The 23,528-nt window shown below is 64.8% G+C and carries 22 protein-coding genes; 10 read left to right on the plus strand and 12 right to left on the minus strand.

Translation table 11 applies throughout. The annotated features are described in order from the left end of the window. Positions 1-10 precede the first annotated feature (10 nt). Genes C4K40_RS16865 through C4K40_RS16885 form a run of 5 tightly spaced genes read right to left on the minus strand, consistent with a single transcriptional unit; the run spans position 11 to position 3,841 of the window. The gene (locus C4K40_RS16865; RefSeq protein WP_022639027.1) at positions 11-841 is read right to left on the minus strand and encodes a DUF2797 domain-containing protein; all 831 of its coding nucleotides are present in this window, start codon (positions 839-841) and stop codon (positions 11-13) included. After that, complete coding sequence (locus C4K40_RS16870; protein ID WP_022639028.1) at positions 838-1,098, minus strand: YeaC family protein; 261 nt, start codon at positions 1,096-1,098, stop codon at positions 838-840. The genes C4K40_RS16865 and C4K40_RS16870 overlap by 4 nt, the downstream gene beginning before the upstream one ends. A 15-nt stretch (positions 1,099-1,113) precedes the next feature. After that, positions 1,114-1,983: a rhomboid family intramembrane serine protease gene (locus tag C4K40_RS16875; protein WP_022639029.1), complete on the minus strand. Its 870-nt coding sequence runs from the start codon at positions 1,981-1,983 to the stop codon at positions 1,114-1,116. Continuing rightward, positions 1,980-2,954, minus strand: a complete 975-nt coding sequence (locus C4K40_RS16880) for a metallophosphoesterase (protein WP_172681624.1) — start codon at positions 2,952-2,954, stop codon at positions 1,980-1,982. The genes C4K40_RS16875 and C4K40_RS16880 overlap by 4 nt, the downstream gene beginning before the upstream one ends. Further along, complete coding sequence (locus tag C4K40_RS16885; RefSeq protein WP_022639033.1) at positions 2,951-3,841, minus strand: NAD(+) kinase; 891 nt, start codon at positions 3,839-3,841, stop codon at positions 2,951-2,953. The genes C4K40_RS16880 and C4K40_RS16885 overlap by 4 nt, the downstream gene beginning before the upstream one ends. Before the next feature lie 147 nt (positions 3,842-3,988). Here C4K40_RS16885 and C4K40_RS16890 point away from each other — a divergent pair, with 147 nt between their 5' ends. After that, complete coding sequence (locus C4K40_RS16890) at positions 3,989-4,945, plus strand: DUF1853 family protein (protein ID WP_053130418.1); 957 nt, start codon at positions 3,989-3,991, stop codon at positions 4,943-4,945. 6 nt (positions 4,946-4,951) lie between these two features. Here C4K40_RS16890 and C4K40_RS16895 read toward each other — a convergent pair whose 3' ends face one another. Both C4K40_RS16895 and C4K40_RS16900 read right to left on the minus strand, forming a co-directional pair. Further along, the gene (locus C4K40_RS16895) at positions 4,952-6,235 is read right to left on the minus strand and encodes an arsenic transporter (protein ID WP_053130422.1); all 1,284 of its coding nucleotides are present in this window, start codon (positions 6,233-6,235) and stop codon (positions 4,952-4,954) included. Between the two features lie 103 nt (positions 6,236-6,338). Further along, positions 6,339-6,896 carry an NADPH-dependent FMN reductase gene (locus C4K40_RS16900; protein ID WP_053130426.1) on the minus strand — a complete coding sequence of 186 codons (558 nt, stop codon included), beginning with the start codon at positions 6,894-6,896 and terminating at the stop codon, positions 6,339-6,341. 177 nt (positions 6,897-7,073) lie between these two features. Here C4K40_RS16900 and C4K40_RS16905 point away from each other — a divergent pair, with 177 nt between their 5' ends. Both C4K40_RS16905 and C4K40_RS16910 read left to right on the plus strand, forming a co-directional pair. After that, positions 7,074-7,310, plus strand: coding sequence for a hypothetical protein (locus tag C4K40_RS16905; RefSeq protein WP_031319940.1), 237 nt, complete (start codon positions 7,074-7,076; stop codon positions 7,308-7,310). A gap of 134 nt (positions 7,311-7,444) precedes the next feature. Continuing rightward, the gene (locus C4K40_RS16910; RefSeq protein ID WP_022639038.1) at positions 7,445-8,338 is read left to right on the plus strand and encodes a LysR family transcriptional regulator; all 894 of its coding nucleotides are present in this window, start codon (positions 7,445-7,447) and stop codon (positions 8,336-8,338) included. On the opposite strand, the gene C4K40_RS16915 is transcribed toward C4K40_RS16910, so the two are convergent. From C4K40_RS16915 to C4K40_RS16935, 5 genes are all read right to left on the minus strand, one after another. Further along, the gene (locus C4K40_RS16915) at positions 8,335-8,907 is read right to left on the minus strand and encodes a GNAT family N-acetyltransferase (protein ID WP_022639039.1); all 573 of its coding nucleotides are present in this window, start codon (positions 8,905-8,907) and stop codon (positions 8,335-8,337) included. The genes C4K40_RS16910 and C4K40_RS16915 overlap by 4 nt on opposite strands. A 14-nt stretch (positions 8,908-8,921) precedes the next feature. Then, positions 8,922-11,177: an arginine/lysine/ornithine decarboxylase gene (locus C4K40_RS16920; protein ID WP_053130429.1), complete on the minus strand. Its 2,256-nt coding sequence runs from the start codon at positions 11,175-11,177 to the stop codon at positions 8,922-8,924. Between the two features lie 172 nt (positions 11,178-11,349). Continuing rightward, the gene (gene dnaQ, locus C4K40_RS16925; protein ID WP_053130431.1) at positions 11,350-12,096 is read right to left on the minus strand and encodes a DNA polymerase III subunit epsilon; all 747 of its coding nucleotides are present in this window, start codon (positions 12,094-12,096) and stop codon (positions 11,350-11,352) included. Positions 12,097-12,219: 123 nt separating this feature from the next. Beyond that, the gene (rnhA, locus tag C4K40_RS16930) at positions 12,220-12,669 is read right to left on the minus strand and encodes a ribonuclease HI (RefSeq protein ID WP_022639041.1); all 450 of its coding nucleotides are present in this window, start codon (positions 12,667-12,669) and stop codon (positions 12,220-12,222) included. Positions 12,670-12,775: 106 nt separating this feature from the next. Beyond that, positions 12,776-13,534 (minus strand): class I SAM-dependent methyltransferase, encoded by a 759-nt coding sequence (locus tag C4K40_RS16935; protein WP_053130435.1) that lies wholly within the window; start codon positions 13,532-13,534, stop codon positions 12,776-12,778. A 65-nt stretch (positions 13,535-13,599) separates the two neighbouring features. Here C4K40_RS16935 and gloB point away from each other — a divergent pair, with 65 nt between their 5' ends. The 7 genes from gloB to C4K40_RS16970 all read left to right on the plus strand — a co-directional run bounded on the left by gloB (position 13,600) and on the right by C4K40_RS16970 (position 23,485). After that, entirely contained in the window at positions 13,600-14,367 is a 768-nt protein-coding gene (gene gloB / locus C4K40_RS16940) for a hydroxyacylglutathione hydrolase (RefSeq protein WP_053131383.1), read from the plus strand. Between the two features lie 98 nt (positions 14,368-14,465). Continuing rightward, a complete protein-coding gene (locus tag C4K40_RS16945; RefSeq protein WP_053130437.1) occupies positions 14,466-15,893 on the plus strand; it encodes a transglycosylase SLT domain-containing protein in 1,428 nt (475 codons plus the stop codon). A 204-nt stretch (positions 15,894-16,097) separates the two neighbouring features. After that, positions 16,098-17,927 carry an extracellular solute-binding protein gene (locus C4K40_RS16950; protein ID WP_053130439.1) on the plus strand — a complete coding sequence of 610 codons (1,830 nt, stop codon included), beginning with the start codon at positions 16,098-16,100 and terminating at the stop codon, positions 17,925-17,927. Continuing rightward, on the plus strand, positions 17,924-19,777 hold the full coding sequence (locus C4K40_RS16955) for an extracellular solute-binding protein (protein ID WP_053130441.1): 1,854 nt from the start codon (positions 17,924-17,926) through the stop codon (positions 19,775-19,777). Before C4K40_RS16950 ends, C4K40_RS16955 begins: the two co-directional genes overlap by 4 nt. A 1-nt stretch (position 19,778) precedes the next feature. Next, on the plus strand, positions 19,779-20,852 hold the full coding sequence (locus C4K40_RS16960) for a microcin C ABC transporter permease YejB (RefSeq protein ID WP_022639045.1): 1,074 nt from the start codon (positions 19,779-19,781) through the stop codon (positions 20,850-20,852). A 1-nt stretch (position 20,853) separates the two neighbouring features. Then, the gene (locus C4K40_RS16965) at positions 20,854-21,873 is read left to right on the plus strand and encodes an ABC transporter permease (RefSeq protein WP_022639046.1); all 1,020 of its coding nucleotides are present in this window, start codon (positions 20,854-20,856) and stop codon (positions 21,871-21,873) included. Between the two features lies 1 nt (position 21,874). Beyond that, the gene (locus C4K40_RS16970) at positions 21,875-23,485 is read left to right on the plus strand and encodes an ABC transporter ATP-binding protein (RefSeq protein WP_053130443.1); all 1,611 of its coding nucleotides are present in this window, start codon (positions 21,875-21,877) and stop codon (positions 23,483-23,485) included. The last annotated feature ends 43 nt before the right edge of the window (positions 23,486-23,528 follow it).

Below are 23,528 nucleotides of genomic sequence, written 5' to 3' on the forward strand. Positions count from 1 at the left end.
CGAATTCCTTCTACTGATGCACGGCCAGCTGGTAGGCCGTGTATTTGCGAATGTTGATCACGCCGGTGTCGAAGATCAGGTACTGGCCCTTGATCCCCAGCAGGGTGCCTTCGGCGATCGGATTCTTGTCCAGGTTGAAGCTGACGATCTTGGCCGGGTACTGCTCGACCGGATAGCGGATTTCCAGGGGCTCGATGTCACGCACCGGCTGGATCGCCTGCAAACCGAAACGCTCCTGCAAAGCCAGTAAACCCTCGGCGCAGGATGCGAACAGCTGCTCGCGCACCTGGACCAGGTCCACGGCCTGGGCGTCGCCCTTGAGCAAGGCCCGCCAGTTGGTCTTGTCGGCCACCTGGGTGCGGAACAGATCCTCGACGAAACCGGACTGCTGGCGGGTCGCCACGCGCATGATCGGCAGCGCCTGGCTGGCGCCCTGGTCGAGCCAGCGGGTGGGCAACTGGGTAGCCCGGGTGATGCCGACCTTGATCCCCGAGGAGTTGGCCAGGTAGACCACGTGGTCGGTCATGCAGAACTGCTCGCCCCAGGACGGCTCGCGGCAAGTGCCGGCGTCGTAGTGGCAACGCTCCGGGCTCATGATGCAGACATCGCACTGGGCCAGCTTGGTCATGCACGGATAGCAGTAGCCCTGGCTGAAGCTGGTCTTGGTCTTGCGCCCGCAATGGGTGCAGTGGATCGCCCCCAGGTATTCCAGGCGCAGCTTGCTGCCGATCAAGGGATTGACCGGCACTTCGCTGTCGCCCAGGCGGAAGGCGTATTGCACATTCGGCCCGTCCAGGCGGGTCGACATTTTACTGATGGAGCCGCGGCCGATCTCGATCAATGGATGGCATCCGACTTGAACAGGATGTTCGGCACGGTCTCGGCCTTGGACGAGCACTCCTGCGGGCCCATGTAGCCGGTGCGCTCTTCCTCTGGCAGGTTGTGCATTTCCCAGGCGATCATGGCCTGCAGCGACAGCTCGCGCTGCTCGGGGGTGAGCTTGCGGCCATCGGACCATTTGCCGATCTCCACCGCCAGCTTCAGGCTGCGATAGATATCGGGGGTGATGTTTTCGATCATTTCGACAAAGGACGACATACAAGACTCCAGGAATTAGAGGGCCAGTTTACGGCGGCTATACAAGCCGCCCAACAAACCGGTGAGGCAACCGACGAGCAACCCGCCGACATGGGCGGCATTGGCGATTTCACCGAAGCCGATCATCGAGACCAGCCCGGACAGGCACAGCAGCAACCACACCAGCATCATCACCAGCACACCACGGGGCAGGCGATAAATGGGGTTGGGCGACAGCCATTGATAGATCCAGCAATGCCCCAGCAGACCGTACAGCACCCCGGACAAACCACCGAACAGGCTGGGGCCGCTGAAATGATATTGCGCGTAATTGGAAACCAGGCTGAACAACAGGGTCAGGCCCAGCAGGTTGATGCTGCCCTGGCGCAACTCGATGCGCCGCCCCAGCTCCCAGTACCACATGCCGTTCATGGCGATGTGCAGGATGCCGAAGTGGATCAGCATCGGCGTCACCAGCCGCCACCACTGCCCTGCCGCCAGGCCGTCGGCCAGGGGGCGGAACTGCAGGTAGTCGCCGGCTACGCGAAAATCGAGGAAAGTGAACCAGCTCAGCACTTGCAGGTTGTCCCCCAGCAACGTGATGCCGCAGACCACCAGGCTCAGGACCAGCACCAGGGCCGTCACCGGGCTGCGCCGCAGCTGCTGGGCCAGCCCAGGTCCCTCGGGGGCAGTGGCCTGGGCGATGTCCAGCTGTTGCTCGGGATCGCCCTTTGGGAAGCGCTGGTACAAGCCCAGCACATCCTGGCTGATGGACTCGGGCACCCACAGCACCTGTTCCCCGGCTTCCTCGCTGACCCGATGAGGTACCTGCATGCGTTGCAAGAGCTTGACGAAACCGCTGAGGTCGGTAGCCAGTGGCAGGCGCAAGATAGCTACCGCGCTCATCGCGACACCTCCGGCCGCTCGACGTCGACCCAGACGAACTTGTTCGGATCCAGGCGCGTTTCCTGGTCCAGGCGGTAGGCGGCGAGCTTGCCGTAGAGCACCGCGCTGTAGTCCAGGCAAGCCAGGTTGGGCCGGATCGGCGCCGGCGTACCGCTGCGCCAGTAGTGGCCGACGAACAGCAGCGGCTCCTCGATCCCGTAGCGCAGCAGGCTGTTCTTCTCGTCCCGGGACAACGGCGTGCGAGCCACCGGCTCGGGCAAGGCATCGGGCTGGAAGACGATATCGCCATAGGTCTGCGGATCGTCCTCCCAGAACTTGGTACGGAAGAACGAACGGGTCAGGCCATCGCCGCTGGTCATGGTCAGGCCATGGGGCAGGCGCATGTCGGTGCCCCGCAGCAGGCGGTCGAAGGCGTTGCTGGCGAAGCTGTCAGGCAGCGCCGAGGCCTGCAGGAAATCGCGATCGATGCAGCCGTCCGGGTAGCGCTGGCGTAGCTGGGCGATCAGCGTCGAATCCCAGCAGGCGTGCACCACCCGGAAGCGTCCGGCGTCGACGAACAACGGCATCCGGTAGAACCATTCAAGGAAGTCGTGCCAGTCGCCGGGGTGCTGTTCGAACTGGGCCAGGGTCTCGTGGATCAGCCGGGCATGACGCGGGGTGTGCTCACGCACGAACTGCTTGCCGCTGCCCTCGGCCGCCGGGGTGCTCCAGCCCAGGGCATTGAACTCGTGGTTGCCCATGATGCACAGCGCCTGGCCGGCCTCGACCATGTCGTGGACGATGTGCAAGGCCTCGCGAATCCGCGGGCCGCGATCGATGATGTCGCCAAGGAACACCGCCATGCGTGACGGGTGCCGCCAGACGCCACCCTGCTTGTGGTAACCGAGCCGGTCCAGCAGGTGTTCGAGGGTCAGGGCACAACCGTGCACGTCACCGACCAGGTCGTAGCTACGCGCGGGATCGAGCATCAGTCGCCTCCACCACCCAGGCGGCTGCCCCAGCCGAGCTTGGTCCGGCAGACCTCGTAGTAGTTGTGGTCCAGCGGATGGATCAGGCGCAGCTTCTGGGCCTTCTTGCTCACCGTGATGGTGTCGCCCGGAGCACAGGTGAAGTGGTTCTGCCCGTCGCAGGAAACCTGCGGATAGATCTGCATATCTTTGGACACGACGATTTTCAGCTCACTGTTGCCATCGACCACGATCGGCCGTCCGGACAAGGTATGGGGGTACATCGGCACGATCACAATGGCATCGAGCTTGGGATGCATGATCGGACCGCCGGCAGACAGTGCGTAGGCCGTGGAGCCGGTGGGGGTAGCGACGATCAGGCCGTCGGCCTTCTGGCTGCAGACGAACTGGCCGTCGATATAGATCTCGAACTCGATCATCCGGGTCGACTTGCCCGGGTGCAGCACCACGTCGTTCAAGGCATCGCCCTGGCCGATGGCCTCGGCATGCCGGCGCACCTCGGCCTGCAGCAGGAAACGGTTCTCCACCAGGTAGTGGCCGTCCAGCACTTCGGCGACCTTGATCTCCAGTTCGTCGGGACGGATATCGGTGAGAAAGCCCAGGCTGCCGCGGTTGATCCCCAGCACCGGGACATTGTGCCGCGCCAGGGCCCGGGCGGCGCCCAGCAGGCTGCCGTCGCCACCGACCACGATGACCATGTCGCAGACCTCGCCCAACAGCTTGCGCGAAGAGGTCTGCAGGCCGTGGCCTGGCAGCACTTCAGCGATGGTGTCCTCGAGGATCACGTGCAGGTGGCGTTCGAGCAGAAACTTTTTCAGTCGGCGCACTGTGTCCAGCACCTGGGAGCTGCCCAGGCGACCGATAATGCCGATATTGCGAAATTGCTCCATGGGGCTCCTGCGGGGGTTCGGGCGAAACGGAGGATTATGGGCGAAACCCGGCGCCAGACAAAATCCTTTCAGCCGTACAGGCTCGCCCGGCGCCCGGGCGGCAGGTATTTATCGCGAGCCGTCGCGGTTTGCGTCTATGCTCGCAACATGCTCCCGTTCGCCGATTTGCTCAACCTCCCCCGCCAGCTCCGCCAGCCCGAAGTGCGCGATCTCGCCTGGGTGCTCCTCGCCCCGCCAATGCTCAGCGCCACACCCTGGCCCCAGCGTCACCCCCTGGCCGGCAGCGACTGGACCCTGGAGCCGCAACGGCTGGCCCACTGGCTGCAAGTGCAGGACCAGGACAGCAGCGCGCTGCGCCAGTGGCTCAGCCGCAGCCCGACCCGGCGCCTGGGCCTGTACTACGAGCGGCTCTGGCAGTTCGCCGTGCAGCACGCCCCGGGAGTGGAGCTATTGGCGGCCAACCTGCCGATCCGTCGCGACGGCCATACCCTGGGCGAGCTGGACATGCTCCTGCGCGACCGCGACGGGGTGCACCACCTGGAGCTGGCGATCAAGCTCTACCTCGGTCCACAGCAAGGGCCCGGCGGCGATAGCGCGCAATGGCTGGGCCCGGGCTGCCACGACCGCCTGGACCGCAAGCTGGCCCACCTGGCCGCGCACCAGCTGCCGCTTTCGGCCCGGGAAGAAAGCCACGCCACCCTGGCGGCGCTGAAGGTCGGCCAACCCAGCGCCCACCTGTGGCTCGGCGGCTACCTGCTGTATCCCTGGCCGGGCCATGCCGACCCGCCCCTGGGCGCCCATCCGCAGCACCTGCGCGGGCGCTGGCTGCATCAGCGCGACTGGCCGGCGTTCATCGACAGCAGCCCGCCGGGGCGCTGGCAGCCCCTGCCCCGGCATGCCTGGCTGGCTCCGGCGCGCTACCCCGGCGGACACACCTGGAGCGCCGCCCAGTTGCAGCAATGGTTGGCCGAGCTCGATCCCCTGGCCCCGGCGCAACTGCTGGTGCGCCTGCAAGAGAGCGCCGAAGGCGACTGGGTCGAGGCCGAACGCCTGTTCCTGGTGGCCGACCCGTGGCCCGACCTGCCCGCCGCGCCCCAGTCCTAGCCGGCCTCAGAGCAACAGTCGCAGGGCCAGCGCCGCCAGGGTCACCAGCAACACCGGCAGGGTCAGCACCATCCCGACCCGCAGGTAGTAACCCCAGCCGACATGAATGCCCTTGCGGTCCAGCACATGCAGCCAGAGCAAGGTCGCCAGGCTACCTATGGGAGTGATCTTGGGCCCCAGGTCACTGCCGATCACGTTGGCGTAGATCATCGCCTCCCTGACCACGCCCGTGGCCTGGCTGGCATCGATGGACAAGGCGCCGACCAGCACTGCCGGCAGATTGTTCATCACCGACGACAAGCCTGCCGCCAGCAGCCCGGTGCCCAGCGCCGCGCCCCAGACCCCGCCGGCGGCGAAAGCGTCCAGCCAGTCGGCCAGGTGCGTGGTGAGCCCGGCGTTACGCAAGCCGTACACCACCAGGTACATGCCCAGGGAGAACAGCACGATCTGCCACGGGGCCTCCTTGAGTACCTTGCGCGTGGAAATCCTCTGGCCCCGGGCAGCCACCATCAACAACAGGCAAGCGCAGCCCGCCGAAATGGCGCTGATGGGAATGCCCAGGGGTTCCAGGGCGAAGCAGCCCAGCAGCAGGATCAACAGCACCCACCAGCCGGCGAAAAAGGTGCCGCGATCGTGAATGGCGCTCGCCGGGTCGGCCAGTTGCCGTGGGTCATAGGCCTGGGGAATGTCCCGGCCAAAGAACCACAGCAACACCCCCAGGGTGGCGACGACGCTTACCAGGTTCACCGGCAGCATCACTGCGGCGTAGCGGTTGAAACCGATACCGAAGAAGTCGGCGCAAACGATGTTCACCAGGTTCGACACCACCAGCGGCAGGCTCGCGGTATCGGCTATGAACCCGGCCCCCATGACGAAGGCCAGGGTCGCCGCCCTGGAAAAGTGCAAGGCCAGGAGCATGGAGATGACGATGGGCGTCAGGATCAGCGCCGCGCCATCGTTGGCGAACAGCGCCGAGACCAGCGCCCCGAGCAACACCATCCAGGCGAACAGCCGGCGGCCCTTGCCCTGCCCCCAACGCGCCACGTGCAACGCGGCCCAGGCGAAGAAACCAGCCTCGTCCAGCAACAAGCTGATGATGATCAAGGCGACGAAAGTGCCGGTGGCATTCCAGATGATCTGCCATACCACCGGGATATCGGCGAGCTGCACCGTTCCGCAGAGCAACGCCAGCAGCGCGCCGCCCATTGCACTCCAGCCCACGCCCAGCCCTCGGGGCTGCCAGATCACCAGGATGATGGTCAGCAGGAAGATCGCTACGGCAATCAGCATGTCTTGGCAGGCATCCGTGGCTCGCGGGCAAGCCCCAAGGGCGGGGCTTGAGGGGGGACGGCCCGGCCTTTTCCAAAGCCGGGACCGCCGCACTGGGGGGAACTCAGGTGCGCTTCTGTTGCTCGACCCACTGGCCGAAGGCGTTGATGAAACCCTGGAGGAATGGCCGGGTGGCCTCCGCCAGCTTGCCGGACTCATCGAATGCGGAACCGGCGCCGCCCATGTAGGCCTCGGGCTGCTGCATGCACGGCACATTCAAGAACACCAGGGACTGGCGCAAATGATGATTGGCGCCAAAACCGCCGATGGCCCCCGGGGACACGCTGATCACCGCCCCCGGCTTGCCGCTCCAGTTGTTCTTGCCATAGGGGCGCGAGCCGACGTCGATGGCATTCTTCAGCACCGCCGGCACTGAACGGTTGTACTCGGGAGTCACGAACAGCACCGCATCGGCCTCGACGATCCGTTGGCGAAACGCCACGTAGCTGGCCGGGGGAGTCGCCTCGATATCCTCGTTGTAGAACGGCAAGTCGCCGATCTCGACAATGTTCAGCTGGAGATTGGCCGGGGCCAGCTCAGCCAGGGTCAAGGCAACCTTGCGGTTCAGGGACTGCTTTCTCAAACTGCCGACCAGTACTGCAACCTTGTAGACATTGCTCATTGGAGTTTCCAACCGTTGGCTTGGGGGAAGTGCTAGTTATAGATGAGCCAAGGCGGACTCTGCTACCCCGACGCCAGGCGCTCTTTAATATTTTTTCCCCTGGGTAAAACTTCCGCCCGGTCCCCCGGGTCTACAGCACCGAAATTTGCGTGTTCTATCTCCAGAGGCTCTAAAAAGATGGCAGAAGTACTTGTCGGACAATTCCATGCAAGAGATGCCGAGGGGCGGGTGTATTCCGTCCATGAATTCCAGGAATCCATGCCAGCGCAAGATGGCGAGGCCAGCGCGGAACCCGTGACCACCTACCGCCTGGCCATCGGCGATCGGGTGCGCAAGCTCGACGACGACAACTTCCTGCTGGTGCAACTGGACGTGACCCTGGTACGCGAACCCGACTCTCCCGTGACTCCCTGACCTGCGATCCCCCTCCTCCCGCGCCGGGCGTCCGCCCCGGCCTGCCCCTGCGACAACCGCTACAGATTCCGGGCGCGGACTTGGGGTAGGATTCGACGCTTGCGTCCCTAACCGGCTGGATATGGATTTCAAGCATGCGTTTACGTCATATCGAAGTGATTCAGGCGCTCCTGCAAACCGCCCACCTGGGCACGGCCGCCCAATTGCTGCAACTATCGGTGGCCGAAGTCGAGGCCCTGCTGCGCGATGCGGAAAGCCAGCTGGGCTTCATGTTGTTCGCCAGTGTGCGCGGACGCCTGCAGGCCACCCGCGAAGCGCGAGAGCTGCAGGGCGCAATCACCCGGGTCTATGACGCCTTCGAACCAGTGCAACGCCTGGCCGACAGCCTGAGGTTCCACCAGGCGCCGCCTTTGCGCATCGTCGGCACCGCCCCCTTGGTCCAGCAGCTGTTGCCCCAATGCATCGCCGCCCTGCGCCGGCGCTTCGCCGATACGCCGTGCAGCCTCCTGTGCCAGAACACCCGAGAGATCATCGACAGCCTGCTGTTGCGCGATTGCGACCTGGGCCTGAGCCTGCATGACCCCGAACATCCGGACATCCACAGCCAGGCCCTGGCCCAGGGCAAGCTGTTCCTGCTGGCGCCCCATGGCTGGTTGCAGGCCAAGCAGAAATACGTGTCCCTGCAGGACCTGGCCGGCCAGGCCATGGTTGGCCTGGAGGGACACGACCCGCTGAGCGCGGTCCTGGCCGGCAAGTTGCAGAACCTGCGGCCCAGCCCGGTGATCCAGACCCGGGTCCAGACCTACCAGATGATGCGCAGCCTGGTGGAAGCCGGCGAAGGCCTGGCCATCGTCGACCCGTTCACCGCCGCCGGGGCCCGGGGCTCGGGGCTCGACATCAGCCCCTTGTCGCCGCCCGTGGGCGTCACCCTCTACGCCTTGCGCCGCCAGGGCAGCGACAGCTCGCCCCTGCTCAATGCCCTGCTGGAATTGCTGGCCGAACAAGCCACGGCGTTGCTGGCAGGCTAGGCTGGCTCTTCGGCGAACAGCAGGTACCAGAAGATCGCCGTTTCAGCGGTCTGCGGATCGATGCCGCGATAACGCAAATGATCCACGCCGCCCACCACGTAGCCGCAACGCTCGTACAAGCGGCAGGCGCCAAGGTTGTTGTTCTGGGTTTCCAGCATTACCCCCGGCAGGCCCTTCTTGCGGCTCCAAAACTGCGCCACCTCCAGCAGGGCCCTGGCCACCCCATGGCGCCGCGCCGGGGCATGCACCGCCAGTTCATCGATATGGCCATAACCGTTCCAGTTGGTGCTGACCACCACATGTCCCACCGGATGCCCATCCAGGTATGCCATGAACACCTCGCTGCCCGGAGCATTGCGGTAGCTGCTGAACTCCTCCGGGTCGATGCCGTAGCACTTGCGATAAGGCACCACCTGGCGCAATGGCCAACTGGCCACCGCCACGTCGCGTTCGGCCTCGGCGTAGGCCTCGACCTGGAAACTGAAATCGCTGTCGTTGACATAGGCCGCGAACCCGGCATCGGCGACACGAACCGCGAGCCCCGGATGCGGGCAGAATGCTGGCTGCATGGGTACTGCTCTCCTCACTCCCGGACGCAATCGACGGTGTACTGCCGGCCACTGCCCAGGTCCTCATGTTGCAGGCCGTGCACATCGGCGACGAACCCGGGGAAGCGACTGTCGAAATCCCGGGCGAACGCCAGGTAGTCGATGATCGAACGGGTGGACTCGGTAAAACGTTCGCCGGGCATGATCAATGGGATGCCCGGCGGATAAGGCACCAACATCACTGCGGCGATGCGGTCCTGCAACTGATCGATGGACACCGCCTCGACATCGCCGCGCACCAGGTGATCATAGGCATCGGCGGGTTTCATCGCCACCTCCGGCAGTACCGTGTACATGCGCCGCAAATGCTTGGCGGTGGCGTTGCTGCGATAGCAGGCATGCAACTGGTCGCACAAGTCTTGCAGGCCCATGCCCTGGTAGCGCTGCGGGTCCTGGCTGGCGACGCTGGGCAGGCACCCGGCCAGGCTGGCATTGGCGTCGTAGCTGCGCTTGAACTCCAGCAACTCGGTGAGCAAGGTGCTCCACTTGCCCTTGGTGATGCCCATGGAGAACAGCACCAGGAACGAATACAGGCCGGTCTTCTCCACCACCAGCCCACGCTCCCAGAGGAACTTGCTGACCACCGCCGCCGGAATCCCGCGCTCGCTCAAGGCGCCACCCGCGGTCAGGCCGGGCATGACCAGGGTCACCTTGATCGGGTCGAGCAGCACGTAGTCGTCGGTGACACCGGCAAAGCCGTGCCACTCGCCCTCGGGCTCCAGCAGCCAGTCGACGGTGCGTACCTGGTCGATGCCCTCGACCCGCTCCGGTTGCCAGACCGAGAACCACCAGTCATCGGCGGCGATGTTCTGCCGCAGGTTGGCCAGGGCGCGGCGGAAGCTCAGGGCCTCGTCGAACATCTCTTGCAGCAACGAGCGGCCGGCCGGCCCCTCCATCATCGCCGAGGCCACGTCCAGCGAAGCCATGATGCTGTACTGCGGCGACGTGGAGATGTGCATCATGAAGGCTTCGTTGAAACGATCACGATCCAGTTGCCGGGCCCCGCCGTCCTGCACATGGATCATCGACGCCTGGCTGAAGGCGGCCAGCAGCTTGTGGGTCGAGTGGGTGGTGAACACCAGTGGACTGTCGGCCGAACGCGAGGTGCCCATGCCGTAGCGACCGGCGAAAAATTCGTGGAACGCCGCATAGGCGTACCAGGCCTCGTCGAAGTGCAGCACCTCGACGCTGTTGCCCAGGCTCTGCTTGATCAACTCGGCGTTGTAGCACAGGCCGTCGTAGGTCGAGTTGGTGATCACCGCCAGCTTGACCTTGGGTGCCCGGCCGCGGGTCAGCGCACTGGCGTCGATCTTGGCCCGGATCGACTCGACGCTGAACTCGCTCAGCGGGATCGGGCCGATGATCCCCAGTTCGTTGCGCTCCGGGCACAGGTACAACGGGATCGCCCCGGTCATGATGATCGAATGCAGCACCGACTTGTGGCAGTTGCGGTCCACCAGCACCAGGTCATCGCGACCGACCATGGAATGCCAGACGATCTTGTTGGCCGTGGAGGTGCCATTGATCACGAAGAAGGTGTGGTCGGCGCCGAAATTGCGCGCCGCGCGGGCCTCGGCTTCCGCCAGGGGCCCGGTATGGTCGAGCAGCGAGCCCAGCTCCGGCACCGATACCGAGAGGTCCGAACGCAGGGTGTTCTCACCGAAGAACTGGTGGAACGCCTGCCCCACCGCGCTCTTGCGATAGGCCACGCCACCACCGTGGCCCGGGGTGTGCCAGGAATAGTTGGAGTCGGCAGTGTGTTGCACCAGGGCCTTGAAGAATGGCGGCAACAGGCCATCCAGGTAACCCCGTGCAGCACGGGCCACTTGCCGGGCCAGGAACGGCACGGTGTCCTCGAACAGGTAGAGGATGCCGCGCAGCTGGTTGAGTTCGCTCATGGCATCGGCGGGAGCGTTTTCCAGGGTCACCTGCTCGCCCAGAGCGAAGATCGGCAGCAGCGGCGCCCGGACCCGGGCCAGGCGAATCAACTCCACCATGTTCTGCAGCAGGTGGGTGTTCTCCCCCGCCCCCTCGGCGGCGATCAACATGCAGGCCAGGCCGTGATGGGTGGAGGCCACCAACCGGCCCTCGGCATAGTCCACCGCGGAAAAGATGCTGAAGCCATCCTTTTCCAGCTCCCGGGCGATGCCCCGCACCCGGTCCCCCGCGACCGTGTCGGCCTTGATATCACGGTGCACGATCAGGATCGGAAACTGCAGGTCTTTATACATGGGGCGGCAAGTCCTGAGGCGACGGGTAGGCCCCGCCAATGGACTCAGGGTAGAAGCTGCACGGCTGGCGTGTCACCCCGGGTGGGGACACCTTGTAACAAAACGTCGCACTGGAACAACAACCGGTTGGAGCCGCTGCGGCACCCAAGAGGCTGCGACAGCGGCTACAGGCTCAATGCTGGGTTTCGAGCAGTTGGGTCCAGAGCGCCGGGCCGCCAGCGGATTTGGCGATGGCTTCCAGGCGGGCCTGGTGCTCGGACAGCTCGGCCTCACTGGCCATGATGATCCGTCCACGCGGACGGTCGGCTGCCAGGCGGCGGATCGCCGAAGCCTGGGTGCCACCCTCGCCCGTACCACCATCGGCGCCATTGCCGGCCAGGGACAGGCTGGTCTGGCCGCCGGTCATGGTCAGGTAGACGTCGGCGAGGATCTCCGAGTCGAGCAAGGCACCGTGCAGCTCACGGCCGGAGTTGTCGACGCCATAGCGCTTGCACAAGGCGTCGAGGCTGTTGCGCTGGCCCGGGTGCCGCTCGCGGGCCATCAGCAAGGTATCGAGGATGCTGCAATGCTGGGTGATGTCGGCCCGCTCATGCTGGCCCAGCAAGGCGAATTCGTTGTTGATGAAGCCAACGTCGAACGCCGCGTTGTGGATGATCAGCTGCGCGCCCTTGATGAATTCGAAGAACTCATCGGCCACTTCGGCGAAACGCGGCTTGCCCACCAGGAATTCGTTGGTGATGCCGTGGACGCCGATGGCGCCCTCGTCGCTCTCGCGATCAGGTTGCAGGTAGACGTGGAAGTGACGCCCGGTCAGGCGTCGGCCAATCAACTCGACGCCACCGATTTCAATGATCCGGTGGCCGTCGGTCACCGGCATACCGGTGGTTTCGGTATCGAGGACAATAGATCTGTTGGCCATCAGTGGTCAGTTCTCAATCTGGCAAAGGGCGGGATTTTAGCACGCCCCGCCCGGGGACGGCGCACAGGCGCGGCAAGGCCGACCCAGCGCACATGAATGCAGCGAACGGCAGGACGACAGCCATCAGGCCTTGTTGCCACGGACCTCGTCCACGCCGCGGTTGGCCAGTTGATCGGCACGCTCGTTGCCATGGTGCCCGGTATGGCCGCGTACCCATTTCCAGGTGACCTGATGCCGGTTGACCTGCTCGTCCAGCTGTTGCCACAGGTCGGCGTTCTTCACCGGCTCCTTGGCAGCGGTCTTCCAGCCCCGCTTCTTCCAGTTGACCATCCACTCGGTGATGCCCTTCATCACGTACTGCGAGTCGGTGATCAGCTGTACGTCGCACTGGCGCTTGAGTTCCTGCAGGCCGCGAATCGCCGCCAGCAGCTCCATGCGGTTGTTGGTGGTATTGGCCTCGCCACCCCAGAGCTCCTTCTCGACGCCCTTGCACACCAGCAGCGCGCCCCAGCCACCCGGGCCGGGATTGCCCTTGCAGGCACCGTCGGTAAAGATTTCTACGCTATCGCTCATCCACGCCTTCCATCAGAAATTGCCATTGCCCCACCAGCCACAGCCGACAGGGCCAAGACCGGGCAAGCCCGGCCGATCTATATAAAGAGAGAGTTGCAGCAGTTGTTCAGGGCTCGCTATTGCGCCGGTTGACCTTGGCCATGGGCAGCGGCACCAGCTTGCCCACCGGCTCGCGCCGGACCTGGCGTACCGGGCGCAGGCCCACGGCGATCTTGCGCGCCACCAGCAGGTAGAAACCACCACCCGATAGCTGCCATTTGCCGGCCCGGCGCTCCCAACCGGCCAGCCGCGCCTGCCATGCTGGCGAAGCAAGCGGCGGACGATAGCACCCGAAGCGCCGTTTCTCCAGCGCGAAGCCCAGCAGGTTGAGCCAGTCGCCGACGCGCGAGGGCGCGATGCAACGGGCCTGGCGCAAGCCGTCGTGGGCGAACGCCCGGCGCAGGCCCCAGGTACTCCAGGGATTGATCCCGACGATCAGCAGGTGGCCACCCGGACGCACGCTGCTGGCCGCCTCGCGCAGCAGTCCATGGGGCGACAGCGAAAAATCCAGGCCATGCTGCAGCACCACTACATCGGCAGCATGTTCGCTCAGGGGCCAGGCCTGCTCCTCGCAGACGATCTCCACCCCCGGCAACGGCGCTCCCAGGCGAACGTTGCGCTGGACCTGGGGCGCCGCCGGCGGGGTCTGCGCCGAAGGGCCGTAGTGCACCAGGTAACCGCCGAAGAACCGCCCCAGTTCTTCTTCGAGCATGCGCCGCTCTTCATCCAGCAGGAATTGCCCCAGCGGCCCGGACAGCCAGTCCCGGGCCGTGCTGATCAGGGCCAGCCAGTCGGGATCTGCCTGAGCGAAGGCTTTATCGGTCATTGCATTCTCCAACACGCCAGGAAGTTCTAAGATGCGCCATTGTTTTCCCCTTGGCGAATCCGAAGATGATACAGATCAGTGCCCTGCCCGCCTTCACCGACAACTACATCTGGTTGTTACAAGATCATCGCAGCCAGCGCTGCGCCGTCGTCGACCCGGGGGATGCGGCACCGGTACTGGCCTGGCTGGAACAACACCCGGACTGGCGCCTGAGCGACATCCTGGTGACCCACCACCACCACGACCACGTCGGCGGCGTCGAGCGCTTGAAACAGCATAGCGGCGCCACGGTCTACGGCCCGGCCCGGGAGAAGATCCCCGCCCGCGACGTGGCCCTGGACGATGAAGACCAGCTCAACATCCTCGGCTGGGACTTCCTGGTCCTGGCGGTACCCGGCCATACCCTGGGGCATATCGCCTACTACCACCGGGGCCTGCTGTTCTGTGGCGACACGCTGTTCGCCGCCGGTTGCGGTCGCCTGTTCGAGGGCACCGCCGAACAGATGCACCAGTCCCTGGGCCGCCTCGCGGCGCTGCCGGACGACACCCTGGTCTACTGCACCCACGAATACACCTTGGGCAACCTGCGCTTCGCCCAGGCCGTGGAGCCGACCAACCCAGAGATCGCCCAGCGCCTGGAAAAAGTCGCGCGCCAGCGCGAGCAAGGCCTCATGACCCTGCCATCGACCCTGGCCCTGGAGAAGTCGACCAACCCTTTCCTGCGTACCGGTGAAACATCCGTTAAACAAAAAGCGGACGAACGGAACGGCCGGGATACCCCGTCGCAGAGTGCGGTTTTTGCGGCTTTGCGGGCCTGGAAAGATAAATTCTAAGAACCCCAGCATTGGCATAGAAATTCTGAATGGTTGACCGCTCTTCGGGTGCTTTCTAGAATCGCCCGACATTTTTGCCCGGAACTAACTTCCAGCCAATGTCGTCATTTATTCGTTACGCCATCAGTTCAGACGCATTGACGCGCTTGGCCCAGGCCATCGCGGTAGCTGTGTCAGCGACTCTTGCGGGCTGCCAAAGCACCGGTCACGTCCCGCAGACTGAAGCCACACACACTCCGAATCTCAACGCCCGTATCAAGCAGAAACCCATCTGGCTGGGCACCCAGCCCAGCCCGCAAGTCCCCCAGGACGTCTGGGAACGCATGCGCCAGGGCTTCCAGTTGCAAGAGAATCTGGGCGTCAACCCGCGCATCGAGCAACAGCGCCTGTGGTTCGCCAGCAATCCGTCCTTCCTGCAGAACGCCAGCGAGCGCGGCAGCCTTTATATCCACTACATCGTCGAGCGTCTTGAAGAGCGCAACATGCCGCTGGAGCTGGCCCTGCTGCCAGTAATCGAAAGCGCCTACAATCCGCTGGCCTATTCCCGGGCCGATGCCGTGGGCCTGTGGCAATTCGTCCCGGCCACCGGTCGCTCCTTCAACTTGCGCCAGACCCGTTTCTACGATGGCCGCCGCGACATCACCGCCTCGACCACCGCGGCCATGGACTACCTGACCCGCCTGCATGACATGTTCAACGGCGACTGGCTGCTGGCCCTCGCGGCCTACAACGCCGGCGAAGGCACCGTCAGCCGGGCCATCGAGCGCAACGAGAAGCTCGGCCTGCCCACCGACTATTGGAACCTGCCGCTGCCATCGGAAACCCAGGCCTACGTGCCCAAGCTGCTGGCCCTGTCCCAGGTGGTGCTGGCCCCCGAGGCCTACGGCATCAACCTCAACCCCATCGCCAACGAACCCTACTTCCAGGTGGTGGAGATCAACCAGCGCATGGACCTGTCCAAGGTCGCGGCGGTGGCCAACATCGATGAGGACGAGCTGTTCCAGCTCAACCCGGCGTTCAAGCAGCGCACCACCATCGACGGTCCGCAGCACTTGCTGGTACCCACCTCCAAGGCGCAGTTGCTGACCACCAGCCTGTCGACCATGAAGCCTGAGGAACTGATCAGCAAGCGCTCGCTCAAGGCCGCGTTCGCCAGCGACGAAGGCCGCGACTCGCTGCGCAAGCGGGTCTACAAGGTCAAGCGCGGCGACAACCTGGCGCTGATCGCCAAGGCCAACAAGGTCGGGGTCCAGGACCTGCAGCGCTGGAACAAGCTCAGCGGCAAGAACCTCAAGGTCGGCCAGACCCTGGTCCTGCAGGACGCGCGCCAGGCCGGCAGCAAGAAGACCACCGTGGCCGCTACCGAGAAACGCAAGTCGACCCAGTACAAGGTCAAGCAAGGCGATTCGCTGTACATGGTAGCCAAGCGATTCAACGTCGAGATGCAGCACCTCAAGCGCTGGAATCCACGGGCCGGCCAGGCCCTCAAGCCAGGCCAGACGCTCACCGTCTACCTGCCGCACTGAGTGCCGACGGGGCTTGCCGGTGTCACCACCGGCAAGCCCTGCGCCTGAGCTTCCCAGAGCACCCGGCAATACCGACCCGCCCCCGCCCCAGAGCCCACCTGCCGCCATCCGCGCGCGCCGCCAGAACGAGCTTTTTCCTGCCGATACAAGCTGTTACTGTACTGGACACATAGCCCAAGCCGCCTGGATCGGATCTCTGACTCGATGCGTCTCCTGCTCCCGCTCCTCATCAGCCTGGCCTTGAGCTTTCCCGCAAGCGCGACACTCATCGAGAGTCATGGCTATGCGCAGTTCGGCACGCTCAAGTACCCGGCCCGCTTCACCCACTTCGACTGGGTCAACCCCGCCGCGCCCAAGGGCGGCACCTTGCGGGTCATGGCCTTCGGCACTTTCGACACCCTCAACCCCTACACCTTCAAGGGCACCAGCCCGGTGGCCACGCCGAACTTCCTGCAGTACGGAGTCAACGAGCTCAACGAGCCGCTGATGGTGGGCACTGGCCTCTATGCGCCCTCCGGCGACGAACCCACTTCCAGCTACGGCCTGATCGCCCGTTCGGTGGAGTACAGCGAAGATCGCAGCTGGGTGGTGTTCAACCTGCGTCCCGAGGCCCGCTTCCACGACGGCATGCCGATCACCGCCCGGGACGTGGCGTTCTCCTACCGCCTGCTGCTCAAGGAAGGCCATCCGCAGTACCGCACCAACCTGCAGGAAGTGCAGCGGGTCGACATCCTCGGCCCGCAGCGCATCCGCTTCGTGTTCAAGCGTGCCGGCAACCCGCTGCTGATCCTGCGCCTGGGGGAAATGCCGGTATTGCCCCAGCATTACTGGAAGGACCGCGACTTCAAGGCCACCACCTTCACCCCGCCCCTGGGCAGCGGTCCCTATCGCATTACCCAGGTGCAGCCGGGCCGCCAGCTGGTGTTCGAGAGGGTCAAGGACTATTGGGGCAAGGACTTGCCGGTCAACCGCGGGTTCGCCAACTTCGACCGGGTCGAGGTGGAGTTCTACCGCGACAGCGACGTGGCGTTCGAGGCCTTCAAGGCCGGTGAGTTCGATATCTATATCGAACACCAGGCCAAGAACTGGGCCAGCGGCTACGACTTCCCGGCGGTGCGCCGTGGCGAGGTGATCAAGGCCCAGGTGGCGCACCAGATCCCCACCCAGACCCAGGGCCTGTTCATGAACACCCGGCGCGCGACTTTCGCCGATGTGCGGGTACGTGAGGCCCTGGGCATGATGTTCGACTTCCAGTGGACCAACCGCACGCTGTTCAGCGGCGCCTACCAGCGCGCCCTGAGCTACTACCCCAACAGCGCGTTCTCCGCCACGGGCGTGCCCCAGGGCCGCGAATGGCTGCTGCTTTCGCCCTATCGCGAGCAGTTGCCAGCCAGCCTCTTCACCCAGCCCTTCAGCTTGCCGAGCACCGACGGCCGCGGCATCCCGCGCCAGACCCTGCGCCGAGCCCTGGGGCTGCTGGGTGAGGCTGGCTGGAAGCTCAACGGCCAGCGCCTGCAGAACAGTGCCGGGCAACCGCTGCGGTTCGAGCTGATGCTGGTCAACCCCAACCTGGAGCGCATCCTCCAGCCCTACGTGGAGAACCTGGCCAGCATCGGCATCGACGCGCGCCTGCGCACCGTCGACCGCGCGCAATACAAGCAGCGCCTGGACCAGTTCGACTACGACATGATCCTCATGACCCTCAACCAGACCCTGAGCCCGGGCCTGGAGCAATGGCAGTACTTCCACTCAAGCCAGGTAGCGGTCAAGGGCAGCAAGAACTATGCGGGCATCGACAACCCCATCGTCGATCACCTGCTGGAGCAGCTCCTGGCGGCCCAGAGCCGCGATGAGCAATTGGCCGCCGGCCGTGCCCTGGACCGGGTGCTACTGTGGCAGCACTACATGATTCCCAACTGGTACCTCAACTATCACCGCCTGGCCTACCGTAACCGGTTCGCCTTCGTCACCACGCCGCCCTATACCCTGGGTCTCGGCGCCTGGTGGCTGAAGTCCTTGGAGACCACCCAATGATGCCCCTGCGTGCCCTGCTCCTGCGCACCAGCGGCTTGTTGCTCGGCGTCATCGCCTGCTGCGCCCAGGCCACGCCACAACATGCCGTGACCCTCTACGGCGAAGCGCCGAAATACCCGGCGGGCTTCCAGCACTTCGACTTCGTCAAGCCCGACGCCCCCAAGGGCGGGACCTTCCGCATGGCCGGCTTCGGCAGCTTCGACAGCCTCAACCCGTTCATCAGCAAGGGCGTGCCGGAGAGCAACATCGGCCTGGTGTACGACACCCTGATGGCCCAGAGCCTGGACGAACCCTTCACCGAGTACGGCCTGGTGGCCGGGCGAATCGAGAAAGCGCCAGACAACAGCTGGGTACGTTTCTACCTGCGGCCCGAGGCACGCTTCAACGATGGCCACCCGCTGCGCGCCGAGGATGTGGTGTTCAGCTTCCAGACCCTGACCAACGCCGGCTCGCCGTTGTATCGCGGCTACTACGCCGATGTCGAGCAGGTGATCGCCGAAGACCCGTTGCGGGTCCTGTTCAAGTTCAAGCACAGCAACAACCGCGAGCTACCGCTGATCCTCGGCCAGCTGACGATCCTGCCCAAGCACTGGTGGGAGCACCGCGACTTCGCCAAGAGCAACCTCGAAGTACCCCTGGGCAGCGGCCCCTACCGGGTGACCGAGGTCAAGGCCGGGCGTTCGATCCGCTATGAGCGGATCAAGGACTACTGGGCCCGCGACTTGCCGGTCAATCGCGGCTTCTACAACTTCGACACCATCACCAGCGACTACTACCGCGACAACACCGTGGCCCTGGAAGCCCTCAAGGCCGGCCAGTTCGACTACTGGCTGGAAATAAGCGCGAAGAACTGGGCCAACGCCTACAACGTCCCGGCCGTGACCCAGGGACGGTTGATCAAGGAGCAGATCCCCAACGGCAACCCTACCGGCATGCAGGGTTTCGTCTTCAACACCCGGCGCCCGCTGTTCCAGGACGTGCGGGTGCGCCATGCCCTGAGCCTGCTGCTGGACTTCGAATGGAGCAACAAGCAGCTGTTCAACGGCGCCTATACCCGTACCCGCAGCTACTTCGAGAACTCGGAGATGGCCGCCACCGGCCTGCCGGGCCCGGACGAGCTGGCGATCCTCGAGCCGCTACGCGGGCAGATTCCCGAGCAGGTGTTCACCCAGGCCTTCGCCCCGGCCCTGTGCGACGGCAGCGGCATGATCCGCGCCCAACAGCGCCAGGCCTACCAACTGCTGCAGGAGGCCGGCTGGCATATCGTCGACGACAAGATGGTGGACGCCCAAGGCAAGCCGGTGGTGCTCGAGTTCCTGCTGGCCCAGACCGAGTTCGAGCGCGTGCTGCTGCCGTTCAAGCGCAACCTCGCCGACCTGGGCATCGACCTGGTGATCCGCCGGGTGGACGTGTCCCAGTACATCACCCGGGTCCGCTCGCGGGACTTCGACATGATCGTCGGCAGCTTCCCGCAGTCCAATTCCCCGGGTAACGAGCAGCGTGAGTTCTGGATGTCCAGCAGCGCCGACAAGCCCGGCAGCCGCAACTACATCGGCCTCAAGGACCCGGCCATCGACCGACTGGTGGAGAGCCTGATCAACGCCGACTCCCGAGCCAGCTTGGTGGCCCATGCCAAGGCCCTGGACCGGGTCCTGCAATGGGGCTACTACGTGATCCCCAACTGGCACATCAAGACCTGGCGCGTGGCCTACTGGGACCACATCGGCCACCCGCAGGTCGCGCCCAAGTACGACATCGGCATCTACACCTGGTGGATCAAGCCCGATGCCAAGCCCGCCGTGGAACCGGCGCCGGACAACCAGGCGGCCGCGGCCGAAACGGTGCAATGAGATGCTGGCCTACATCATTCGCCGCCTGTTGCTGATCATCCCGACCCTGCTGGGCATCCTCCTGATCAACTTCGTGATCATCCAGGCCGCCCCGGGCGGGCCGGTGGAGCAGATGATCGCCAAGCTCGAAGGCTTCGAAGGCGCCACCAGCCGCATCGCCGGCGGTGGCGCCGAAGTCTCGGTGGCCGGGTCCAGCTACCGTGGCGCCCAGGGCCTGGACCCGGCGCTGATCAAGGAAATCGAGCACATGTACGGCTTCGACAAGTCGGCGCCGGAACGCCTGTGGATCATGATCAAGAACTACGCCACCCTGGACTTCGGCGACAGTTTCTTCCGCGATGCCAAGGTGGTGGACCTGATCAAGGAAAAGATGCCGGTCTCGATCTCCCTCGGGTTGTGGAGCACCCTGATCATGTACCTGGTGTCGATCCCCCTGGGGATCGCCAAGGCCACCCGCCACGGCAGCCATTTCGACGTCTGGACCAGCTCGGCGATCATCATCGGCTACGCAATCCCAGCGTTCCTGTTCGCTATCCTGCTGATCGTGGTGTTCGCCGGCGGCAGCTACCTCAACTGGTTCCCCCTGCGCGGCTTGACCTCCAGCGACTTCGAGCAACTGAGCCTGGGGCGCAAGGTCCTCGACTACTTCTGGCACCTGGCGCTGCCGGTCACGGCCCTGGTGATCGGCCACTTCGCCACCATGACCTTGCTGACCAAGAACAGCTTCCTCGACGAGATCAACAAGCAATACGTGATCACCGCCAAGGCCAAGGGCCTGACCCAGCGCCGGGTGCTCTACGGCCATGTGTTCCGCAACGCCATGCTGCTGGTGATCGCCGGCTTCCCGTCGGCCTTCATCGGCATCTTCTTCACTGGGTCCTTGCTGGTGGAAGTGATCTTTTCCCTGGACGGCCTGGGCCTGATGAGCTTCGAGGCCGCGATCAACCGCGACTACCCGGTAGTGTTCGGCACACTGTTCATCTTCACCCTGCTGGGCCTGGTGGTGAAACTGATCGGCGACCTGACCTACACCCTGGTCGACCCACGCATCGACTTCGACAGCCGGGAGCATTGAGATGAACCTGTCCCCCCTCAATCGCCGGCGCTTCGAGCGCTTCAAGGCCAACAAGCGCGGCTGGTGGTCGCTGTGGCTGTTCCTGGTGCTGTTCGTCCTGAGCCTGGGCGCCGAGTTGATCGCCAACGACAAACCCCTGGTAGTGCACTACGACGGCGGCTGGTATTTCCCGGCGCTCAAGCGCTACCCGGAAACCACCTTCGGCGGCGAATTCCCCCTGGAAGCCAACTACAAGAGCCCGTACATCCGCGAACTGCTGGCCCAGAAGGATGCCTGGGTGCTCTGGGCACCGATCCCCTTCAGCTACCAGAGCATCAACTACGACCTGCGGGTGCCAGCCCCGGCGCCGCCCTCCAGCGACAACCTGCTGGGCACCGACGACCAGGGCCGCGACGTCCTGGCGCGGATCATCTACGGCTTCCGGGTATCGGTGCTGTTCGCCCTGACCCTGACCATCCTCAGCTCGATCATCGGCGTCACCGCCGGCGCCCTCCAGGGCTTCTACGGTGGCTGGGTGGACCTGGCCGGGCAGCGTTTCCTGGAAATGTGGTCCGGGCTACCGGTGCTCTACCTGCTGATCATCCTCGCCAGCTTCGTGCAGCCCAACTTCTGGTGGCTGCTGGGCATCATGCTGCTGTTTTCCTGGATGAGCCTGGTGGACGTGGTGCGGGCCGAGTTCCTGCGCGGGCGCAACCTGGAATACGTGCGTGCGGCCCGGGCCCTGGGGATGCAGAACGGCGCCATCATGTTCCGCCATATCCTGCCCAACGCCATGGTCTCGACCATGACCTTCATGCCGTTCATCCTCACCGGCGCCATCGGCACCCTCACCGCCCTGGACTTCCTCGGCTTCGGCCTGCCTCCCGGCGCGCCGTCCCTGGGCGAGCTGGTGGCCCAGGGCAAGTCCAACCTGCAGGCGCCCTGGCTGGGCATGAGTGCCTTCGCCGTGCTGGCCCTGATGCTGAGCCTGCTGGTGTTCATCGGCGAATCCGCCCGCGATGCCTTCGACCCGAGGAAATGACATGACCCAGGACAACCTGATCGAAGTGCGCGAGCTGGCGGTCGAATTCGTCGCCGGCGAACAGCGCCAGCGAGTGGTCGAAGGCATCAGCTTCGACATCAAGCGCGGCGAGACCCTGGCCCTGGTGGGCGAGAGCGGGTCGGGCAAGTCGGTCACCGCCCACTCCATCCTGCGCCTGCTGCCCTACCCGCTGGCCCAGCACCCGTCGGGCAGCATCAACTATTCCGGGCACGACCTGCTGACCCTGAAGGAAAAGAGCATCCGGCATATTCGTGGCAACCGCATCGCCATGATCTTCCAGGAGCCCATGACCTCGCTGAACCCGCTGCACACCATCGAGAAGCAGATCAACGAGGTGCTGGCGATCCACAAGGGCCTGACCGGCAAGGTCGCCACCCAGCGCACCCTGGAACTGCTGGAGCTGGTGGGCATCCCCGAGCCGCGCAAGCGCCTCAAGGCCCTGCCCCACGAGCTGTCCGGCGGCCAGCGCCAACGGGTGATGATCGCCATGGCCCTGGCCTGCGAGCCGGAACTGCTGATCGCCGACGAACCCACCACTGCGCTGGACGTCACCGTACAGTTGAAGATCCTGCAGTTGCTCAAGGAACTGCAGGCGCGCCTGGGCATGGCCCTGCTGCTGATCAGTCACGACCTCAACCTGGTACGGCGCATCGCCCATCGGGTGTGCGTCATGCAAAAGGGCCGGATCGTCGAGCAGGCGCCTTGCGAAGAACTGTTCCGGGCCCCGCAGCATCCCTATACCCGGGAACTGCTGGCCGCCGAGCCCAGTGGCCTGCCAGTCGCCAGCCAGGTCGGCGCGCCTCTGCTGGAAGTGAATGACCTCAAGGTCTGGTTCCCGATCAAGAAGGGCCTGCTGCGCCGCACCGTGGACCACGTCAAGGCGGTGGACGGCATCCATTTCAGCCTGCCCCAGGGCCAGACCCTGGGCATCGTCGGCGAGAGCGGTTCGGGCAAGTCGACCCTGGGCCTGGCGATCCTGCGGCTGATCGCCAGCCAGGGCCTGATCCGCTTCGAAGGCCAGCAGTTGGACCGCCTGTCCCAGCAGCAGGTACGACCGCTACGGCGAGAAATGCAGGTGGTGTTCCAGGACCCCTTCGGCAGCCTCAGCCCGCGCATGAGCGTGAGCCAGATCGTTGGCGAGGGCTTGCGCATCCACGGGATCGGCACCGAGCAGGAACAAGAACAGGCGATCATCGCGGCGCTCGAGGAAGTGGGCCTGGACCCGCAGACGCGCCACCGCTACCCCCATGAGTTTTCCGGCGGTCAACGCCAGCGCATCGCCATTGCCCGGGCCCTGGTGCTCAAGCCCCGGCTGATCCTCCTGGACGAACCGACCTCGGCCCTGGATCGCACCGTCCAGCGCCAGGTGGTGGAGCTGCTGCGCAGGCTGCAAGGCAAGTACAACCTGACCTACCTGTTCATCAGTCATGACCTGGCGGTGGTCAAGGCCCTGAGCCACCAACTGATGGTGATCAAGCACGGCCAGGTGGTGGAACAAGGCGACGCCAGGACGATCTTCGACGCCCCACAACACCCTTACACCCGCCAATTGCTGGAAGCCGCGTTCCTGGCACCGGCAAACGCCGGATGAGCCGCAACCGGGGCCGCCGGCCAGGCCCCAACCTTCATCACCG

It is taken from the genome of Pseudomonas sp. CMR5c, from assembly GCF_003850545.1.
GTDB classification, from domain to species: Bacteria; Pseudomonadota; Gammaproteobacteria; order Pseudomonadales; family Pseudomonadaceae; genus Aquipseudomonas; species Aquipseudomonas piscis.

What these genes read in the sequence shown, in the direction of transcription:
- C4K40_RS16900 (WP_053130426.1), bottom strand. Translation starts at nt 6,896, where the DNA reads ATGAGCAATGTCTACAAGGTTGCAGTACTGGTCGGCAGTTTGAGAAAG.
- gloB (WP_053131383.1), top strand. Translation starts at nt 13,600, where the DNA reads ATGATACAGATCAGTGCCCTGCCCGCCTTCACCGACAACTACATCTGG.
- C4K40_RS16970 (WP_053130443.1), top strand. Translation starts at nt 21,875, where the DNA reads ATGACCCAGGACAACCTGATCGAAGTGCGCGAGCTGGCGGTCGAATTC.
- C4K40_RS16950 (WP_053130439.1), top strand. Translation starts at nt 16,098, where the DNA reads ATGCGTCTCCTGCTCCCGCTCCTCATCAGCCTGGCCTTGAGCTTTCCC.
- C4K40_RS16895 (WP_053130422.1), bottom strand. Translation starts at nt 6,235, where the DNA reads ATGCTGATTGCCGTAGCGATCTTCCTGCTGACCATCATCCTGGTGATC.
- C4K40_RS16965 (WP_022639046.1), top strand. Translation starts at nt 20,854, where the DNA reads ATGAACCTGTCCCCCCTCAATCGCCGGCGCTTCGAGCGCTTCAAGGCC.
- C4K40_RS16885 (WP_022639033.1), bottom strand. Translation starts at nt 3,841, where the DNA reads ATGGAGCAATTTCGCAATATCGGCATTATCGGTCGCCTGGGCAGCTCC.
- C4K40_RS16935 (WP_053130435.1), bottom strand. Translation starts at nt 13,534, where the DNA reads ATGACCGATAAAGCCTTCGCTCAGGCAGATCCCGACTGGCTGGCCCTG.
- C4K40_RS16890 (WP_053130418.1), top strand. Translation starts at nt 3,989, where the DNA reads ATGCTCCCGTTCGCCGATTTGCTCAACCTCCCCCGCCAGCTCCGCCAG.
- C4K40_RS16875 (WP_022639029.1), bottom strand. Translation starts at nt 1,983, where the DNA reads ATGAGCGCGGTAGCTATCTTGCGCCTGCCACTGGCTACCGACCTCAGC.
- dnaQ (WP_053130431.1), bottom strand. Translation starts at nt 12,096, where the DNA reads ATGGCCAACAGATCTATTGTCCTCGATACCGAAACCACCGGTATGCCG.
- C4K40_RS16905 (WP_031319940.1), top strand. Translation starts at nt 7,074, where the DNA reads ATGGCAGAAGTACTTGTCGGACAATTCCATGCAAGAGATGCCGAGGGG.
- C4K40_RS16920 (WP_053130429.1), bottom strand. Translation starts at nt 11,177, where the DNA reads ATGTATAAAGACCTGCAGTTTCCGATCCTGATCGTGCACCGTGATATC.
- C4K40_RS16870 (WP_022639028.1), bottom strand. Translation starts at nt 1,098, where the DNA reads ATGTCGTCCTTTGTCGAAATGATCGAAAACATCACCCCCGATATCTAT.
- C4K40_RS16945 (WP_053130437.1), top strand. Translation starts at nt 14,466, where the DNA reads ATGTCGTCATTTATTCGTTACGCCATCAGTTCAGACGCATTGACGCGC.
- C4K40_RS16910 (WP_022639038.1), top strand. Translation starts at nt 7,445, where the DNA reads ATGCGTTTACGTCATATCGAAGTGATTCAGGCGCTCCTGCAAACCGCC.
- C4K40_RS16960 (WP_022639045.1), top strand. Translation starts at nt 19,779, where the DNA reads ATGCTGGCCTACATCATTCGCCGCCTGTTGCTGATCATCCCGACCCTG.
- C4K40_RS16955 (WP_053130441.1), top strand. Translation starts at nt 17,924, where the DNA reads ATGATGCCCCTGCGTGCCCTGCTCCTGCGCACCAGCGGCTTGTTGCTC.
- C4K40_RS16915 (WP_022639039.1), bottom strand. Translation starts at nt 8,907, where the DNA reads ATGCAGCCAGCATTCTGCCCGCATCCGGGGCTCGCGGTTCGTGTCGCC.
- rnhA (WP_022639041.1), bottom strand. Translation starts at nt 12,669, where the DNA reads ATGAGCGATAGCGTAGAAATCTTTACCGACGGTGCCTGCAAGGGCAAT.